The sequence below is a fragment of the Sinomicrobium pectinilyticum genome (assembly GCF_003725735.1).
Lineage (GTDB): Bacteria > Bacteroidota > Bacteroidia > Flavobacteriales > Flavobacteriaceae > Sinomicrobium > Sinomicrobium pectinilyticum.
Window position 1 is genome coordinate 1 of record NZ_RJTM01000123.1, and the last position, 17,959, is coordinate 17,959.

The 17,959-nt window shown below is 38.3% G+C and carries 16 protein-coding genes; all 16 read left to right on the forward strand.

The window, feature by feature from the left end; translation table 11 throughout:
* Nucleotides 1–366: 366 nt before the first annotated feature.
* Nucleotides 367–732: an endonuclease domain-containing protein gene (locus ED312_RS18570; RefSeq protein ID WP_123217531.1), complete on the forward strand. Its 366-nt coding sequence runs from the start codon at nt 367–369 to the stop codon at nt 730–732.
* Nucleotides 733–1,278: 546 nt separating this feature from the next.
* Complete coding sequence (gene rfbB, locus ED312_RS18575; RefSeq protein ID WP_123217532.1) at nt 1,279–2,307, forward strand: dTDP-glucose 4,6-dehydratase; 1,029 nt, start codon at nt 1,279–1,281, stop codon at nt 2,305–2,307.
* A 1,118-nt stretch (nt 2,308–3,425) separates the two neighbouring features.
* A complete protein-coding gene (locus tag ED312_RS18580; RefSeq protein ID WP_123217533.1) occupies nt 3,426–4,817 on the forward strand; it encodes a UDP-glucose 6-dehydrogenase in 1,392 nt (463 codons plus the stop codon).
* 45 nt (nt 4,818–4,862) lie between these two features.
* Nucleotides 4,863–6,014, forward strand: a complete 1,152-nt coding sequence (gene wecB / locus ED312_RS18585) for a non-hydrolyzing UDP-N-acetylglucosamine 2-epimerase (RefSeq protein ID WP_123217534.1) — start codon at nt 4,863–4,865, stop codon at nt 6,012–6,014.
* A gap of 4 nt (nt 6,015–6,018) precedes the next feature.
* Entirely contained in the window at nt 6,019–7,227 is a 1,209-nt protein-coding gene (gene wecC, locus ED312_RS18590; protein WP_123217535.1) for a UDP-N-acetyl-D-mannosamine dehydrogenase, read from the forward strand.
* Nucleotides 7,224–7,976 carry a cytidylyltransferase domain-containing protein gene (locus ED312_RS18595; protein WP_123217536.1) on the forward strand — a complete coding sequence of 251 codons (753 nt, stop codon included), beginning with the start codon at nt 7,224–7,226 and terminating at the stop codon, nt 7,974–7,976. Before wecC ends, ED312_RS18595 begins: the two co-directional genes overlap by 4 nt.
* Nucleotide 7,977: 1 nt before the next feature.
* Nucleotides 7,978–9,027, forward strand: a complete 1,050-nt coding sequence (locus ED312_RS18600) for an N-acetylneuraminate synthase family protein (RefSeq protein WP_123217537.1) — start codon at nt 7,978–7,980, stop codon at nt 9,025–9,027.
* Entirely contained in the window at nt 9,024–9,581 is a 558-nt protein-coding gene (locus ED312_RS18605) for a serine O-acetyltransferase (RefSeq protein ID WP_123217538.1), read from the forward strand. Before ED312_RS18600 ends, ED312_RS18605 begins: the two co-directional genes overlap by 4 nt.
* A gap of 3 nt (nt 9,582–9,584) precedes the next feature.
* On the forward strand, nt 9,585–10,091 hold the full coding sequence (locus tag ED312_RS18610; protein WP_123217539.1) for a KdsC family phosphatase: 507 nt from the start codon (nt 9,585–9,587) through the stop codon (nt 10,089–10,091).
* A 15-nt stretch (nt 10,092–10,106) separates the two neighbouring features.
* On the forward strand, nt 10,107–11,342 hold the full coding sequence (locus ED312_RS18615) for a hypothetical protein (protein WP_123217540.1): 1,236 nt from the start codon (nt 10,107–10,109) through the stop codon (nt 11,340–11,342).
* Between the two features lie 26 nt (nt 11,343–11,368).
* Nucleotides 11,369–12,673, forward strand: a complete 1,305-nt coding sequence (locus ED312_RS18620) for a glycosyl hydrolase family 28-related protein (RefSeq protein ID WP_123217541.1) — start codon at nt 11,369–11,371, stop codon at nt 12,671–12,673.
* A 9-nt stretch (nt 12,674–12,682) separates the two neighbouring features.
* Entirely contained in the window at nt 12,683–14,077 is a 1,395-nt protein-coding gene (locus ED312_RS18625) for a hypothetical protein (protein WP_123217542.1), read from the forward strand.
* Between the two features lie 2 nt (nt 14,078–14,079).
* On the forward strand, nt 14,080–15,342 hold the full coding sequence (locus tag ED312_RS18630; RefSeq protein WP_123217543.1) for a lipopolysaccharide biosynthesis protein: 1,263 nt from the start codon (nt 14,080–14,082) through the stop codon (nt 15,340–15,342).
* Nucleotides 15,323–15,820: an acyltransferase gene (locus ED312_RS18635; protein ID WP_123217544.1), complete on the forward strand. Its 498-nt coding sequence runs from the start codon at nt 15,323–15,325 to the stop codon at nt 15,818–15,820. Before ED312_RS18630 ends, ED312_RS18635 begins: the two co-directional genes overlap by 20 nt.
* Before the next feature lie 2 nt (nt 15,821–15,822).
* Entirely contained in the window at nt 15,823–17,025 is a 1,203-nt protein-coding gene (locus tag ED312_RS18640) for a glycosyltransferase family 4 protein (RefSeq protein WP_123217545.1), read from the forward strand.
* Nucleotides 17,015–17,944 carry an NAD-dependent epimerase/dehydratase family protein gene (locus ED312_RS18645; protein WP_123217546.1) on the forward strand — a complete coding sequence of 310 codons (930 nt, stop codon included), beginning with the start codon at nt 17,015–17,017 and terminating at the stop codon, nt 17,942–17,944. The genes ED312_RS18640 and ED312_RS18645 overlap by 11 nt, the downstream gene beginning before the upstream one ends.
* Nucleotides 17,945–17,959: the final 15 nt, after the last annotated feature.

Here is a 17,959-nt window from a genome sequence, read left to right on the forward strand (position 1 = left end):
TAGAGGTCCCCTATGGGGGCTAGCCAAAGCCACCTTCTTAGAAGGTGTGATTTTTACTTTTGGAATGAGAGTTATTTGGTTATTAGGCAGGATGCTAGAAAAAGGCATATAAAAAAAGGCTCCTCCCTTGTGATGAAGGGAGGTACCCGAGCGCAGCTACGGGGGGAGGGTTTTGAAATCCCAAATCATAGGGATAACCCCAAACGTTAAGGCAAATACGCTAAAGTTCGGGCTTGTCAAACTCCCCGTCCCGCAAAGCGGTCCACCCTTCTTCTCCCGATTGTCCCGATGTGTATCGGGATCGGGATGAAGAGGGAGCCCGGTTGGATTATTATTGAGAGGCGAGTGCTATAGGAAATAAGATACATGAAAAAAACGCCAATACATAATCTTAAACAACTCCGAGAATACCGGACCGAACTGCGTAAAAATATGACTCCCGCAGAAGCTTTTCTATGGAAACATATAAAAGCGAGGAAAATCCATGGATATCGTTTTACACGTCAGCATAGTATAGGTAATTATATAGTAGATTTTTATTGTGCTAAGGCATGTCTTATTATCGAACTGGACGGAGAAGTTCACAACAATCCACAAGCGGAAGAATACGATTTTATCCGAACAAAAGCATTGAATAAAAAAGGATATACCGTACTTCGTTTTGAAAACAAAATTGTCTTTGAGAACCTTGATGCTGTGTTACAGGAAATCAAAGAACATTTAAAAGAATAGAGAAAGATCATTGATAACAGAAAAAATCAAAAGGCTCCTCCCTTTAGAAAAAGGCGTTGTGCTGAGCGAAGTCGAAGTAGAGGTATCCGAGCGTAGCAACGGGGGGAGGGTTTGAAATCCCGAACCATAGGATAAGCACATATGTTTAGGTCTATACGCTAAGGTTCAGGCTTGTCAAAACTCCCCGTCCCGCACAGCGGTCCACCCCTCTTCATCTGAAGAGGGGAGTCTTGTGGAGCTATAATGTGGAACAGTAAGAAGAAAAGATCAAAAAGCTACAAGGCTAGCACAGCGCCTTGAGATGAAGAGAGGCACCTGAGCGTAGCTACGGGGGAAGGTTTGACCTCCCATGCCATAGGATAAGTGCAGATATAAGGGGATACATGCCAAAGTTCAGGTTTGTCCAGATTCCCCATCCCTAAAGAAAGCGGAATTTCGGAGAAAGCTTTTGTCGTGGGAAATGAGTGAAGCTAATTATGGAGATATTGATTCCCTTCCGTCCCTGAGGTCCGGGACGGAGGGCAAACAAAAAAATAAACAAGAGACATGTCTGAAAAAAAGAACATACTGGTTACCGGAGGATTGGGGTTTATAGGATCTAATTTCATTCCTTATTTTCTGGAGAAATACCCGGATTATCATGTGATCAACCTGGATCTGGTCACCTATGCCGGGGAAGAAAAAAACCTGGCGGAACTGGAAAACCACCCGCGTTATACTTTGGTAAAAGGGGATGTGCGCGACAGGGACCTGGTGGAAACCATTTTTTATCGGTTCGATATCCGGGGAGTTATCCATTTCGCGGCGGAATCGCATGTGGATAATTCCATCAGTAATCCTGGCGTATTTATCGAAACCAATGTCAACGGTACTTTCATTCTTATAGATGTAGCTTACCGGTACTGGATGCAGCGGCCTTTTTATTGTAAGCCGGGCTATGCGGACTGCCGTTTTCACCATATTTCTACAGACGAGGTTTACGGCACCCTGGGAGAAACGGGACTTTTTACCGAAGAAACTCCTTATGCCCCCAATTCGCCCTATTCCGCAAGCAAGGCATCGTCCGATATGATCGTAAGGAGTTATTACCACACATACGGAATGAACACCGTTACCACCAATTGCTCCAATAACTACGGGCCAAAGCAGCACGATGAAAAACTCATACCCACCATTATCCGGAAAGCGTTGTCGGGAGCGCCTATTCCCATTTATGGCAACGGGGGCAATGTGCGCGACTGGCTTTATGTAAAAGACCATTGCCGGGGGATTGACCTGGCTTTCCATAAAGGCGATGCCGGGGAAGTGTATAATATCGGAGGGAAAAACGAAAAGGACAACAATTATATAGCCCGTACCGTCTGTGATATTCTGGATGAAATGTGCCCCGGGACATCCGGTCCTTATAAGGAGCAGGTCACGTATGTGGAAGACCGTGCCGGCCACGACAGGCGTTATGCGATAGATGCCTCCAAAATAGAAAATAAACTGGGCTGGAAAGCCGAAGAGAATTTCGAAAGCGGTATCCGGAAAACGGTGGAATGGTACCTGGAGAAGTATAAACAAAAAAATTAAAGCGCTTCATTTTAGTCCTTATAAGCTTTTGCCACTGATACACGGATGTAAATAGTTTTTAAAATGATTCTTGTGTTCGTAGCACAAGCTTTCGGCCCTACGTAAACTGATGGACTTCAAATGTATGGTGGGTTAGAAACTGTTTAAATTTTATCTCCCGGTTTTTTGTGTTGTAGTAAACCATCTTATAGTTCTAATGTACCCCCATACCAATGCAGGATCTGGAAAATAAGCCCTTTTGTATGTGTTGAAGCCGCCCGGCCCACCCCAATGAGCAAAAGCAGTGTACCGGGCGTTGCTTCAACTATTCCCGGTTTTCCCTTGAAAAGTACCTTCTATATTTACTGGGAAAACACCGGGCTAGTAAGATTTGAATGCTTGGGTACTACAAAGTTATCCTGTGCCGGATTTATTATTAATCCTTTACCATTTATTTTTAACTCTATTGCTAGACGAGGTCCTATCAGGTATCTTGAAATGCATACACCTCTATGTTCAGGGAAGTGTATACGAACGTCAATGGTTCTTTTCCGTGGAAGATGTGCAGGAAAAATCCGTTCTTTATAAAGAAGATTATAACAGCTTTATACCTCCTGGTTCATCGGGAGAACAGTTCGGCAGCGGCCATACTCGGTAAGCACAACGGCAGGAGGCCAGGGCCTTGAAATGTACCGGCACCCGCGGTGCCAGCCGGGTTTTCGTAGTGTTCAAACGAGGACCAGTTGGGGTTTAGAATTCTGGTTTGTAGGTGTTTTTTCAGTTTTGCAAGAAATGGTTAGAATTAGAAGTAGTATGTTTTCCCATAAAACTTCTGTTCACTTTTTAATAAATTGTAACTTCTTTATTAAATCTTACATTAAAAGTAGGTGAATACGTTATTTTTTAGTACTATCGCATCGCGTTTTGTCACCTTAGGGTTCTCGTTATGGTATGTTCTTTTTGGGTAGGAACACGGGAGTTTTTCAAATTGTGTATTTAGAATATAATTTATCCCGGAAATGCCCGTTGTAGGTACTGTGATTTTTTAATTGCTTTTGCAGATGTAGAGTGGTACATTTGAGCCATGTAAGCCATAGGGCTTTTTGAGACTCAATAATTCCATATTAGTACACAAATAAATGAGTAAAAAAATAACCAAGATCTGTTGTATAGGGGCAGGCTATGTAGGAGGGCCTACCATGGCGGTCATAGCGCAGAAATGCCCGGATATAAAAGTTACGGTGGTAGATATTAATAGCAGGAGAATAGCGGCCTGGAATGATGAGGATGTCGATAAGATCCCGGTTTACGAGCCCGGTTTAAGCGAGGTGGTGGCCGAGGCCAGGGGGAGGAACCTGTTTTTCTCTACGGAAGTGGACAAGGCTATTGATGAGGCCGAAATGATATTTATTTCCGTAAACACGCCCACCAAGACCTATGGAAAAGGAAAAGGGATGGCGGCAGATCTTAAGTATATCGAACTCTGTGCCCGGCAGATCGCCAGGGTGGCGAAGGACGATAAGATAGTGGTGGAAAAATCCACCCTCCCGGTGCGTACTGCCGGGGCCCTGAAAAGCATATTGCAAAATACCGGTAACGGGGTGCGTTTCGATATCCTTTCCAACCCGGAATTTCTTGCCGAAGGGACTGCCGTGCAGGACCTCCTGGCACCGGACAGGGTGCTGATCGGGGGAGACTCCGAAGAAAGCATCCGGGCATTGGCGGATGTGTACGCAAACTGGGTGCCGGAAAAAAATATATTAACCACCAATGTGTGGTCCTCGGAGTTGTCCAAACTCACAGCTAATGCCTTCCTGGCACAACGCGTGTCTTCCATCAATGCATTGTCCGAGCTTTGTGAAAAAACCGGGGCCGATGTCAATGAAGTGGCCAGGGCCATAGGAACGGACAGTCGTATAGGGCCTAAATTCCTGAAAGCTTCCGTAGGGTTCGGGGGATCGTGCTTTCAGAAGGATATTCTCAACCTGGTGTATATCGCCAAATCATATGGCCTCAATGAAGTTGCCGATTACTGGGAACAGGTGGTACTGATGAACGATCACCAGAAACACCGGTTTGCAGACAATATCATTACTACCTTGTACAATACCGTTTCCGGTAAAAAGATCGCTTTCCTGGGCTGGGCCTTTAAAAAGGATACCAATGATACCCGGGAGTCCGCGGCTATCCATGTGGCGGATTACCTGTTGAATGAACAGGCGGAGATCGTGGTATACGATCCCAAGGTAACAGAAGAGCAGATATATGCAGACCTCGACTATTTAAATACCCGTGATGAAAAAGAAAACAGGAAGCTGGTTACCGTGGTGAATGATCCTTATAAAGCCATGAAAGAAGCGCATGCCGTAGCGGTATTGACGGAGTGGGATGAGTTCAGGGCCTATGACTGGCAAAGGGTATATGATACAATGCTGAAACCTTCGTTTGTGTTTGATGGAAGAGCAGTACTGGATAGGGAGCAGCTAACTGATATGGGATTTGAGGTGTATACGATTGGGGTAGGAAGATGATTCCAAAAATCTGATGGAACTAGGAAATATAAGAAATATTGAGTTATGATAAAAAACCTGATTGTTTTTGGTACACGACCGGAAGCTATTAAAATGGCTCCCCTGGTAAAAGAGTTTCAGAAATGCCCGGAAGATTTTGAAACCAAGGTTTGTGTAACGGCCCAGCATCGTGAAATGCTCGACCAGGTATTGGACTTTTTTGAAATTATCCCGGATTATGACCTGGATTTGATGAAGCCAAATCAAAATCTGTATTCCTTAACTGCCGATATAATAACGGGATTAAAACCTGTTCTGGAAGATTTTAAACCGGATTTCGTATATGTTCATGGCGATACGACTACTACAATGGCTGCAGGAATTGCTTCCTTTTATTCGGGAGCCAAAGTTTGCCATGTAGAAGCCGGGTTACGTACCTATAATAAGCGTTCTCCTTTTCCGGAAGAAATAAACCGGCAGGTAACCGGGCGAATCACGGATTTTCACTTTGCTCCTACTAGGACTTCCAGGGAAAATCTTTTACGTGAAAATACCCCTTCAGAAAATATCCTTGTTACCGGAAATACAGTAATAGATGCATTGTTGCAAAGTGTAGATAGGGTAGATAATATAGAGAACGCTGAAATCTCTGAATTAAAATCAAAGCTCGATTTCTCTAAAGAAACGATTTTGGTAACCGGACACAGGAGAGAAAATCACGGACAGGGTTTTATTAATATTTGTAATGCTTTAAAGGAAATAGCCGAGATCAATCCGGATGTTCAGATCATCTACCCGGTCCATCTCAATCCTAATGTAAAAGGACCGGTTTATGAAATATTAAAGGACATTGAAAATATTAAGTTGATCCATCCGTTGGCATATCCTGCTTTTGTCTGGTTGATGAACCGTTCCCGACTTATCATCACGGATAGTGGAGGAGTCCAGGAGGAGGCACCCAGTTTGGGAAAACCTGTACTGGTAATGCGGGATACCACAGAGAGACCGGAAGCAGTAGAAGCGGGAACAGTTATTTTGGTGGGGACAGATAAAGAAAAGATTGTAAAGGAATGTAATAATTTGCTCAATGATAAACAACGTTATGAGCAGATGAGCAAATTACATAATCCGTACGGAGATGGAAAGGCATGTAGGAGAATAGCAGATTTTATCAGGGAATTAAAAGAAACAGATCAATACAATACAATAAAAGGATAACGGAATGAGTGAAAAAGTAGTTACCTTAGGGCTGGGTTATATCGGACTCCCTACCTCTGCTTTGATAGCAAGTAATCAAGTACATGTTCACGGGGTGGACATAAACCCGAAAGTGGTAGAAACCATCAATGCAGGGAAAATACACATTGTAGAGCCGGAGCTGGACGAAGTTGTAGAAAATGCAGTAAAAGAAGGTTACTTAAAAGCAGATACGCGACCCGTAGAAGCCGATGTTTATTTGGTTGTAGTCCCTACGCCCTTTAAAGGTAATCACGAACCCGATATTTCCTTTGTAAAATCGGCTACAACAACCATTTTACCATTATTAAAAGAAGGAGATCTATATATCATAGAATCGACTTCTCCTGTAGGTACTACGGAAAAAATGAGGGATTATATCTATGCGGAAAGGCCCGAGCTTAAGGACAAAATTTATATTGCCTATTGCCCGGAAAGAGTGCTTCCCGGAAACGTAATGTATGAACTGGTGCATAACGACCGGGTGATCGGGGGAATTGATGGAGGATCTACTAAAAAAGCGGTACAGTTTTACCAAAGATTTGTAAAAGGAGAGTTGCATAAAACCAATGCTCGTACTGCTGAAATGTGTAAACTAACGGAAAATTCTTCCCGCGATGTCCAGATAGCTTTTGCCAACGAACTTTCATTGATATGTGATAAAGCAGGGATCAATGTTTGGGAGTTGATCAACCTGGCCAATAAACATCCCAGGGTAAATATCCTGCAGCCCGGATGTGGAGTAGGTGGACATTGTATAGCAGTGGACCCCTATTTTATAGTTTCAGAATATCCGCTGGAGTCCCAGCTTATAGGAAAGGCACGTGAGATCAACAACTATAAAGCATTTTGGTGTGCGGAGAAAATTAAAAATACCCGGTTGGAATTTCAGTTAAGGGAAGGACGTAAACCTTCGGTAGCGATCATGGGACTGGCATTTAAACCGAATATTGACGATCTGCGGGAATCTCCGGCTAAATATATTGCACAGAAAGTATTACAGGACGCCCAGGATGAGCATTATTATATTGTAGAGCCTAATATAGAGGAACATGAAATTTATAAGTTAACAACTTATAAAGAAGCAGTGGAGAAAGCAGATATTCTGGTCTTTTTGGTGGCTCATGACGAGTTTAGAAACCTGGATGTTTCAGAGGGGAAAGTAGTGTTAGATTTTTGTGGGGTTAAAAAATGAGTAATTTAGGCATTGTAATACAGGCTCGATTAGGATCTTCGAGATTACCTAATAAGGTTTTGCTCCCATTAAAAAATGGAAAGTCTATGCTTATGACGATTATAGAACGTCTGGAGCAATTAGATTTGCCGATAGTAGTTGCTACAACAAATTCTCACACAGACCTTTCTTTGGTAGATTATTTAAAGGAAAATAATATCAAATACACAAGAGGGGATGAGATGAATGTTCTGAGTCGATTTATAAAGGCTGGGGAAGAAAATAATTTTGACTTTATCATTAGAGTGTGCTCAGACAATCCATATATAGATATTACCTATATGAATAGGCTTATTCAATTATGGAAGGAAAATAAATCTCAAGATTATATTTCTTTTAGCTATAAAGGTAAACCGACCATTTTAAGCCATTTTGGAATATTTGGTGAGATCGTAAGTTTTAGTTCTTTATTAAAGATAAGTAAAATGTTCCCTCAGGATATTTCTTTCCAAGAACATGTGACCAAAGGGGTGTATAGTAATCCTTCGTTATTTAATATTGCGTTAACTGATATTGATAAAGAATTAGAGAAATTTGATGGAATAAGGCTGACAGTTGATACTTTAGAAGATTATCATAACATTTGCGAAATAAATGAAAAATTTTCTGAAAATCCATTAGCAAATATAAAAGATATTGGAAATTGGATACTAGGAAAAAAGAAAATGATACAAATAATGAATTATACTATAAATAAAAATTTAAAATAAAATGAGCGACAAAGGGACATACATCATTGGAGAAATTGGACAAAACCACAATGGTTCTGTTGATATTGCTAAATTAATAATAGATTTGGCTTGTAGGCCTATAGAGGAAGATTTGTTCAATCTGGACTTAAAACCGATGAATGCGGTTAAGCTAACTAAACGTGATTTAAATCAAGAATTGTCACAGTCCCAAATGGATGCACCTTATACCGGAGTAAATTCATTTGGACCTACTTATGGGGAACATAGGGAGGCGTTGGAATTAAATGATGAAGAACATTTTGAAGTGTACAAATATGCTAAAGATAAAGGCATTGATTTTGTTGAAACACTATGTGCCATTGGATGCTTAAGCATGTTAAAATTATTTTCACCTGATTATTTGAAGGTTGCAAGTAGAGATTTGACAAACCTCCCTTTGTTGGCAGCACTTGCGGAAACAAAGATTCCGATGATAATCTCAACAGGAATGGCTGGAAAGGAGCAGTTGGATGAAGCTATTGATACAATATCGGCGTATCATAGCAATATTTCAATATTACATTGTGTCTCTCAATATCCAACAGAACCTCAAAATGTAAATTTATCGACAATTACATATTTAAAAAAGAACTATTCGCGTTTCAAAATCGGGTATTCTGATCATACAATTGGTATTTCAACTCCATTAGCAGCCGTTGCGATGGGTGCTGAAGTTATTGAAAAACATATTACTATTGACAGAAGGATGAAAGGTACGGATCAAATTGGGTCGTTGGGGCCAGATGGGGTTAATAGAATGGTTCGTGATATTAGAATTTTGGAAAAATCTTTTGGGGTTGAAGATATTTTTATTGAAGAAAAAGTAGCTTCAGCAAGGAATAAATTAGAAAGATCTATTGCCACTAAAAGAAAAATGAACAAAGGAGAAATTATTACAGAGGGCGATATCCATTTATTATCTCCGGGAGATGGTTACAAATGGAGCAAAAGGAATTTAGTTATTGGAAAACGACTGATTAACGATATCGATGCGAATGAACTTATTTATAATAATGATATCGAACAATGATAGCGGATTTATTAAATGAGATTCGCTATTTAAGCGATAAATCAGTGTTTAAACCTTCTTTAGATGCTTTAACTAAAGAAGACTGGATTGATATATATGATAGCTTTAAGTATGATTATGAAAATTATTATCCAACGGGCTTTGACGTTCAGAATGTTAAATATTTTCCAGGATTAATTGCTACGTTGTTTTATAGAATTTCTAGGCATCTGTTTTTGAATAATAAAATTACCGACGCACAAGAATATTCTTCTTTGGGTTATTCATATTCTGCTATGGAAATATACTATAGTTCGAATATCGGGAAATCATTAAAAATTAATCATGGAATAGGAACAATTATAGGTGCTAGAACGACAATTGGCGATAATGTAATTCTACATCATAATGTAACTTTAGGTGATAAAAATGGTGGCAGACCAACCCTGGGTAATAATGTTATTGTGTATCCAGGCGCGGTTATTGTGGGGGACATTAGTATTGGTGATAACAGTGTTGTAGGTGCTAATTCATTTGTAGATAAAAGTTATCCTTCTAATTCAATTATAAAATAAAAAATGGCATTACCTAAATTAATACTTACTGATATAGACGGTGTTTGGACTGATGGTGGAATGTTTTATGATCAAACAGGTAACGAATGGAAAAAATTCAATACATCTGACAGTGCGGGAGTAATGTTCTCCCATAGGCTAAAGATACCTGTAGGGATAATAACAGGGGAAGATACTGAAATTGTTAAACGAAGAGCTGCTAAGTTAAATATTGATTATTTATATCAAGGGATTTCTAATAAATTGGAGGTCGCGAAAAAACTATCTTCAGAAATTGGAATTACCTTAAAAGAGATTGCGTATATAGGAGATGATATAAATGATATAGAGCTCCTGTCTGCTGTAGGGATCAGTGCAGCTCCTTTTAATGCACCTGATTATGTAAAGAACAATGTTCATTATGTGACAAACAAAAAAGGAGGGGAAGGGGCCTTCAGAGAGTTTGTTGAATATATTATTGGACGGAAGGAAATACTTAATATGCTTAAAGCAAATGATGTCTTGAGTTAAAGCAATCCTGTTAGAATGATTTATCTATATCTTCTTGCCGCTTTATTGTTACCATTTATTGGCCTTTTCTATATAGAAGGAGGGGCTTTGGGAGGGTACCCTAACAATTCTACCTATCCCTATATGCTATATTTATTTTCCTTTTTTTTAGGATATCGGGTTTTTATTAAACGGGCAATAAAAGTAAAAAAGGGTGAGTTTGTTAATACTATGAGAGTTCCTGCAAAGAACTTTAATTCTGTTAGACTTAAGAAACGGATTCTTTTTGGGCTTTTTGTATTGTTGTTTATTTCTTTATTTGCATTTAATGGTATTGATGTTTTGATGGGTAGCATGTCAAAAGGTGAATTCAGGTCACAAATGGGCTATTTTGGTTTTATAATGGCCATCCCCACTAAGTATATATTCCCTGCTTTGTTTACCCGGTTATGTTGTGTTTACTATGTAAATAAAACACAAGGCCTCAAACGACTTAAGCTGGATTGGTTCTTTTACACTTGTTGTCTATTTGTTGTAATATTTGGATTTACATTCGGTGATAAGACAATGGCAATAACTATGCTGTTGTGTGGTCTAATTGTTTTGTTTTGGCAGAGAACAAGAATTTCCCATGTATTTTTTTTCGGTCTTTTTTCACTGGTTATTTTGATTTTAACCGGCTATTTATTTGATGATTTTTTAAAAGGAAGATCAATAGAAGGAGTACTGGATTATATAGAAGTTAGGGCCTTTGCGTTGAGTGGAGAAAGCTCTTGGAAAGTATGGGACCTTTATATTCATGACAGGGTAAATTTTGACTATTTTTCAACTTTATTGGGAGTTTTAGGCTCGGGACTTATTTATTTTCTGTTAGGGATTTCCAAATATAGTGTGATAGCGTACAAATTTAATTTTGGTACAGCAGTTACCGCCCTATTGTATCCGGGAGCTATAGATTTAATAAATTCAGGGTTATGGAACATAACCCCAACAGCTTATGTAGAAGGCCTTTTGGCAGGGGGGATAATTGGCATTATAATATTTGGGATATTTGGAGGTATAGTTTTTGCACATATTTATAGGAAAATTTCGAAGGGATTCTATACAAAAAACTATGCAAAGGTTAGCATTTTTGTCGTGTACTTTGTAAATGCATACAGTGCTTGGTTAATGTCAGGAGGTATTACCACATTGTTCCATCCAGTGACCATTATGGGGATATTGGCTGCATATTATGTCATAAGAATGTTCGAAAAAATTATTATAAAATAAAAGAAGAAACAGATTAAAAAAATAAGATGGTGCCTGTTTATAACAACAAAATATATGTAAAGATGGTGTATTTAAGCATCTTGATATTTATTCTTGTTGGTTTTTTTTATAATTATAAAAATAATTGGGGTAGGATTAGTGAATCCAGTGGTGGAGTCAAGGAAAATATTATTGAAAATTTTGATTCTACACCCCTTGTTAGACCAAAGTCTAGCGGGGAGACATCATTGGAAACTACAAAAATTGAGAATAGTCAGGGTGAGGAGTTAATCCATATAAATGCAAAAGAATTTGGTGCCAAGGGAGATGGTAAGACCAATGATAGAGTTGTCCTTCAAAAAGCGATAGATAGCATAGCCAATTCTGAATCGGGGGGAACACTGTTTTTACCCGAAGGGGTTTACGCTATTTATGATCAGTCTTTGGCATTGTGGGGAAATAACATCTCTTTAATTGGAGAAAATAGAGAAAGAACCGTTATTCTTAAGCGAGGAAATGCAGGACAATATGGGGATTGTGTAGATATCATCGGGAAAGTAAAAGGGCTTAAATATTTTGGCGATTTTGGGAAAGGTGCTTATAATAAGCGGACCACCTATCTGGGCAAAACAATACCGGCAAGGGATATTAAAATAGCAAATATTACACTGGACACTAAGTTAACTAAGGCCAACCCTTTGGCAAATAATCTTGGGATAATAAATTGTGAGAGGGCATTAATTGAGAATTGCAATATAAAAAACGCTCTTCAAAGTAATGTGGCCATTGTTAATGTAACTAATCAACATAAAAACGGAAAAGTAAAATTTCGAAATTGTACATTCTCCAATTCAGGGACTCATAATGTTAGAGTTATTAGTTATAATCAGGGCAATTTGCTTGGTAATGACATAACATTTGAGAAATGCAGGTTTTTGGAGGTGTCTGGAGCAGATGTACATGTTAAGGAGCTAAAAAAAATTCTCAATGGCGAAAAAAAAGTTCATTTATGGTATCGTGGAGCAAAGGCAAGTGGAGCTACCAAGGTCTTGGTAAAAGATTCATATTTTGACTCTTCGGGGATAATATTTGCAAACGGAAATGTTAATGGCCTAATATTGACAGGTAATAAAATAGAATCCACCGTTTATATTCTTCATTCTTATCGAGATGATTTATCCCCGGCAATTAGAATAAACAATAACAGGTTTTCGAAGAGAGTTGATCTTGTGAGGAAAACTCTTAAAAGATCTGAAAAAGATATTTTCTCTAAAAAGAACAATGTTTATATATATCCGGGGATGTTATTGAAAAAAACGTCTGTGGATATAGATAACAATCCGATTGATTAAAGAATTTTTATGGCTGTTGATATCAATGAAATAGAAAGAAAATACAATGTTGAAAGTGTTCAAAGTGGCGATCTTAAAATATGGCCGATTGTAAGATTTAAAATATGGGAAGAATTGGCAGCCAAAGCAGGGCGGAAATCCAGGACGGTAAAACTAAACCAAAGTACCCTTAAAATTGTAGCTAAGAGCTTGTTTTTCGGGTTGAGGAATTGGCGTCGTTTCCCTTCAAGCAAATATTGGGTGTTTACATCATCAGGGTATAGAAAAGTATTTTGTCAAAAAAATCATGATAGGGTTACCGAAGACTTGCCAGATTTATTGCAAGGAGTAATGATTTTCGAGAACCCGGTAGCTTTGGGGAAACATTATTCTTTAAAGTCGCTTCCTCACCCGAAGAATATAGTAAGTCAGTCTTTCCTTTATCTGGGAACCTTTTTATTTTCATTGCTGTATGGGCGTCGTAGAATTGAAAATGAGAGGTTTATAAATCAGATAATAAAAGACTTTGAAATATCAGTGAATTATAAGTCTATAATTGCCCGATTTTATGGACAGTATTTTTTCATGAAAATGGTTTTAAGGTTTAAAAAACCTAAAATGGTGTTTATGGTTTATACTGCTTCGTCAATGGGACTTATTAAGGCATTCAAGGAGTTTGATGTGCCTGTTGTAGAACTTCAACATGGTGTGATAAATAATTTACACCCGGCTTATAATCAAATGATTCAATTTAGTTCAACCTTTTTTCCGGATTATCTGTTTACCTATGGGGTTCATGAACTTCAATATTTCGGTATGAATAACTACTTTATAAAAAAGAGCAATGTATTCCCGGTAGGGTATTCCTTTATTGATAAATACCGGTATCAGGCTCCCCGAAATGAAGAGTATAGGAAAAAAAATTATGGTTCCTTTAATAGGATTGTCGCTTTCTCATTTCAAGAACCCATTGAAGATTTTACATTTGAATTTTTAAATAATGTAGGTGAGTTGGATCCCAGTATATTATACCTGATTGTCCCCAGGAATCCGGACCTACAAAGTAGAGTGTCTTTAGCTTCGAATATTATTATCGAAAGAAAATTAAATATATATGATGCGATAAATATGTCGGATATACATAGTACTGTAAATTCTACTTGTGCAATAGAAGCATTGGCATTAGGGAAACCCAATGTTTTGATTGATCATATGGGATTGGCCAGGTCATACTATTATGGAATATTTAAAGATTCCCTCTCTGTAAAGTTTGTTGAACCTGATCCGAAGGAATATTATGCGGCTATAAAAAAGCCTGATTTCCCACCATCTGAACGGATATCAAATGAAGGCAAGGTTTTTTTTGAAAAAGACTTCAAAAAGAATATTATTGACCTTCTTCGGAAACTCCCAAATATACAATAGAAGTGGTGCAACTAAAAAAACTATTGGCTTCCCCGCTTTTCAAAGAGACGGCACTTTACGGTTTGACCAATGCCTTGTTTACTGGATTGCCGTTGATTCTCATGCCCTTTTTGGTAGCTGTTATGGCACCTGAAGATTACGGTACCTTAGATCTATTTAAAAGCCTTACTTTGGTTTTAACACCGATATTGGGCCTGAGTACTATTCAATCCGTTACACGTTTTTACTATGATTTAGACACAAATGACTTCAGGAAGTTTTGTTCAACAGTTATTATATTTCATTTCATTAGTGCAATTTCGGCTTCTGTGGTGTTGTTCTTTGTGAGTTTAATGATCGAGTCTGAATATCTTATAATCGTTCTTTTATCTGTTGCTTTTTTTTTATTCAACCAAATAACCGAAGTTTTATTGATTATCTATCGCGTAAAAAAACAGCCAAAAAACTTTATGATAATCAGATTAGGCAGCGTGGTACTGGACTTATTGTTGTTAGTACTTTTATATCATCTCTACGATACATATGATTGGCATTTTCGTGTAATTCCAAATGTAATCGCTACAGTTGCCATAGGGTTAATGTCGCTATGTATTTTACACTTCCAATTCGCCATCAAAACTACATTTAGTTTGCGATTGTTTAAGGATGCAGTTGCTTTTAGTGCACCCTTAATTCTACATATGATTTCTGGTTACATATTGAATGTTGGAGATAGATTTTTTATTGTTCATTTTTTGGGAGATAAGGCACTTGGGAGTTATTCCGTAGGATATCAGTTGGGTATGTCAATTAGTTTTTTCTATACCAGTTTTAACTTAGCTTGGACACCTACATTCTATGAGTGGATGAAATCCGGTAGGTTTTCAGCAATAGAAAAGGTGAAAAAAATTGTATTTTTCGGCCTTCCAATATTAGGGTTTGTTTTGGTTATCGCATGGCAGGGACTCTCAAAATACATTGATAACTTGGCAAAATACGATATCGATTTAAAATTGATCGTATCAATCGTCCTTGCGTATATTATTCTATCTTATTATAAATTTAACGCAAACTATTTCTTTTACGCGAAAAAAACGAAAAAAATAGCTTCTATTACACTGTTGTCGGCTGTACTGTCCATTGTCGGTAATTTTCTGCTGATACCCCGACTAGGATTAATGGGAGCAGCTTATACAACATTGGTTTCATTTACTATTATGTCGATAATTGTTGTTCGAGTCAAAAATAAACTTACTATTGAAAAACATGAGAAGAGTATTCTATAAAGTTAAACGTTTGGTGTTTAGTACGATTAGTTTCATTGCATGTAGAAATTCTAAGGTTTTTCGCTGTAAGATTAACAATTATACAAAGTTTAACGGGAAAGAGAAATTTGGAAAAAATGTCAATTTTAATGGATGTAGAGTTTATGGTAAAGGAACGGTAAGTTTTGGGGATAATTTTCATTCTGCAAAGGGACTCTGTTTTCTTACCTCATTTCATAATTACGATGGTGCGGCAATCCCATACGATCATACGGTTATAACCAAAAATGTTATAATCGAAGATAATGTGTGGCTTGGGCTAAATGTTATAATAATGGGAGGGGTAACGATTGGTGAAGGAGCCATCATCCAAGCAGGAAGTGTAGTTGTCAATGATATTCCAAAATGTGCTATTGCTGGAGGGCATCCGGCAAAAGTTTTCTCTTATAGGGATAAGGAAAAGTATAATGAATTGAAAAAAGAAGGTAAGTTTTTTTAAAGATGAAAATAGTCTACTTCTACCAGTATTTCGCTACGCCCAAAGGCTCTTGGGGAACCCGCGTGTATGAATTTGCCAGAGAATGGGTAAAAGAAGGGCATCAAGTTACTGTAGTTTCAAGTATTTATTCGAAATCTGACATCCAAGCCACTAAGTTAATTGAAGACCAATATTATGAAGATATTCATGTCAAGGTATTGAATATTTTAATAGATAACAAACAGTCTTTTCTCAAACGGATTTGGTCTTTTTTCGCTTATAGTTTGCTTTCCTCGTATTATGCATTGACGCTGAAGGCAGATGTGGTGATTGCTTCTTCCGGTCCTATAACTGTTGGATTACCTGGTTTGATTGCCCGATATCTACGAGGGAGAAAACTGATTTTTGAAACAAGAGACCTTTGGCCGGAAGGGGCGATTGAATTGGGTATAATCCGAAACGCAACCTTGAAAAGAATTGCTTATTGGTTTGAGAAAAAATGCTATAAAGCTTCTTCTCACATCATTACATTGTCTCCAGGTATGACAAAGAATATTAAAGAAAGGTTTGGTTTGACTAACGTAGATGATGTAACTAATGCAGCAAACATTGATTTATTCTCAACGATAGCGCCTTTCCAGGCGACAATGTTGAAACCTAAGTCGTATGCCATTTATACCGGCAATATTGGACAAGTAAATAATTCATATTGGTTGTATAATGCGGCGAAGGCTTTAAAAAATAAGGGTAGGGAGGATATTGTTATCTTGCTGATAGGAGAAGGGCAGCAGCGAGAAGAATTGGAAAGTCTAGCCGAAAAGGAGGGGATATCTAACTTTGTAAGATTAGGACTAATGCCTAAAAAAGATTTGGTTGGTTATATACAGAATGCGATGGTTTCGTTGGTTCCTTTGAAAGGTACGCCGGTATTGGATACGTCATCACCAAATAAATTTTTTGAGTCATTAGCAGCTGGAGTTCCGGTTATACAAAACACACAAGGTTGGATGAAAGATTTTTTAAGTGAGCATAACATTGGTTTAACGTTAAATCCAGATGACGCTAACGAGTTGGCTGATCGATTAATCTGGATGAAAGAACATCCGGAAGAGGTGACTGAAATGGGACAACAGGCGTCTGCAATTGCCAGAGAGTATTTTGATAAAGATTTTTTGGCTAATAAAATGTTGGACATCCTAAAGAAAGTTTGTAAGAATGCAAGATAATAGCTATTTATTAACCGGAGCATCAGGGTTTCTTGGCAAGATATTACAACGAATGCTTATTGAGCAAAAAAATAAAGTCATTGGATTAGATCGGGGTGGACAACCTATACTGGCGGATATTACAAAACCTTTTGACATTGAAAAAAGATATTATTTTGATACTGTGGTACATTGTGCTGGGAAGGCCCATGTTGTTCCCCGTACACAAGCTGAGATTGATGCGTTTTATCACGTAAATTTCGAGGGAACAAAACATTTGTGCCAGGCATTGGAACATTTGGGGGCTAAACCCAAAGCCTTGATCTTTATCAGCACGGTAGCCGTTTATGGAAGGGATAGGGGCGAAAGAATTGACGAAAGCAGTCCATTGAACGGAAACACACCCTATGCCAAGAGCAAGGCAATGGCTGAGGAATGGTTAAATGACTGGGGCGCAAAAAATGAGATCAAAATTGGGATTATTCGGTTGCCTTTATTAGCAGGTCCAAATCCCCCGGGCAATTTGGGAGCCATGATCCATGGAATTAAAACAGGGAAATACCTGAGTATAGGTAAAGCGAACGCGCGAAAGAGTATGGTGTGGGCCGCAGATATTGCTAATTTAATTCCGCGCCTGGCGGAAATAGGAGGGACGTATAACTTGACGGATGGATATGATCCCTCGTTTCATGAATTAGAACAGGCTATAGCTAGTGAATTAGGCAAAAAGCCCCCGATTAAGATTCCTAAATTTGTAGCAAATCTCCTTGGTTATGCTGGTGATGTACTTGGTGACAGATTTCCTGTTAATTCAGATAAACTAAATAAAATTACATCAACATTGACATTTGATGACAGTAAAGCGCGAAAAATACTAGGATGGAATCCAACGAGCGTGTTAGACCACATCAATGAAATGGTTAACCCCAATAATAAGTAACAATAAATACCTGTT

Coding starts and splice junctions, on each gene's coding strand:
- ED312_RS18570 (WP_123217531.1), top strand. CDS start 367: ATGAAAAAAACGCCAATACATAATCTTAAACAACTCCGAGAATACCGG.
- rfbB (WP_123217532.1), top strand. CDS start 1,279: ATGTCTGAAAAAAAGAACATACTGGTTACCGGAGGATTGGGGTTTATA.
- ED312_RS18580 (WP_123217533.1), top strand. CDS start 3,426: ATGAGTAAAAAAATAACCAAGATCTGTTGTATAGGGGCAGGCTATGTA.
- wecB (WP_123217534.1), top strand. CDS start 4,863: ATGATAAAAAACCTGATTGTTTTTGGTACACGACCGGAAGCTATTAAA.
- wecC (WP_123217535.1), top strand. CDS start 6,019: ATGAGTGAAAAAGTAGTTACCTTAGGGCTGGGTTATATCGGACTCCCT.
- ED312_RS18595 (WP_123217536.1), top strand. CDS start 7,224: ATGAGTAATTTAGGCATTGTAATACAGGCTCGATTAGGATCTTCGAGA.
- ED312_RS18600 (WP_123217537.1), top strand. CDS start 7,978: ATGAGCGACAAAGGGACATACATCATTGGAGAAATTGGACAAAACCAC.
- ED312_RS18605 (WP_123217538.1), top strand. CDS start 9,024: ATGATAGCGGATTTATTAAATGAGATTCGCTATTTAAGCGATAAATCA.
- ED312_RS18610 (WP_123217539.1), top strand. CDS start 9,585: ATGGCATTACCTAAATTAATACTTACTGATATAGACGGTGTTTGGACT.
- ED312_RS18615 (WP_123217540.1), top strand. CDS start 10,107: ATGATTTATCTATATCTTCTTGCCGCTTTATTGTTACCATTTATTGGC.
- ED312_RS18620 (WP_123217541.1), top strand. CDS start 11,369: ATGGTGCCTGTTTATAACAACAAAATATATGTAAAGATGGTGTATTTA.
- ED312_RS18625 (WP_123217542.1), top strand. CDS start 12,683: ATGGCTGTTGATATCAATGAAATAGAAAGAAAATACAATGTTGAAAGT.
- ED312_RS18635 (WP_123217544.1), top strand. CDS start 15,323: ATGAGAAGAGTATTCTATAAAGTTAAACGTTTGGTGTTTAGTACGATT.
- ED312_RS18640 (WP_123217545.1), top strand. CDS start 15,823: ATGAAAATAGTCTACTTCTACCAGTATTTCGCTACGCCCAAAGGCTCT.
- ED312_RS18645 (WP_123217546.1), top strand. CDS start 17,015: ATGCAAGATAATAGCTATTTATTAACCGGAGCATCAGGGTTTCTTGGC.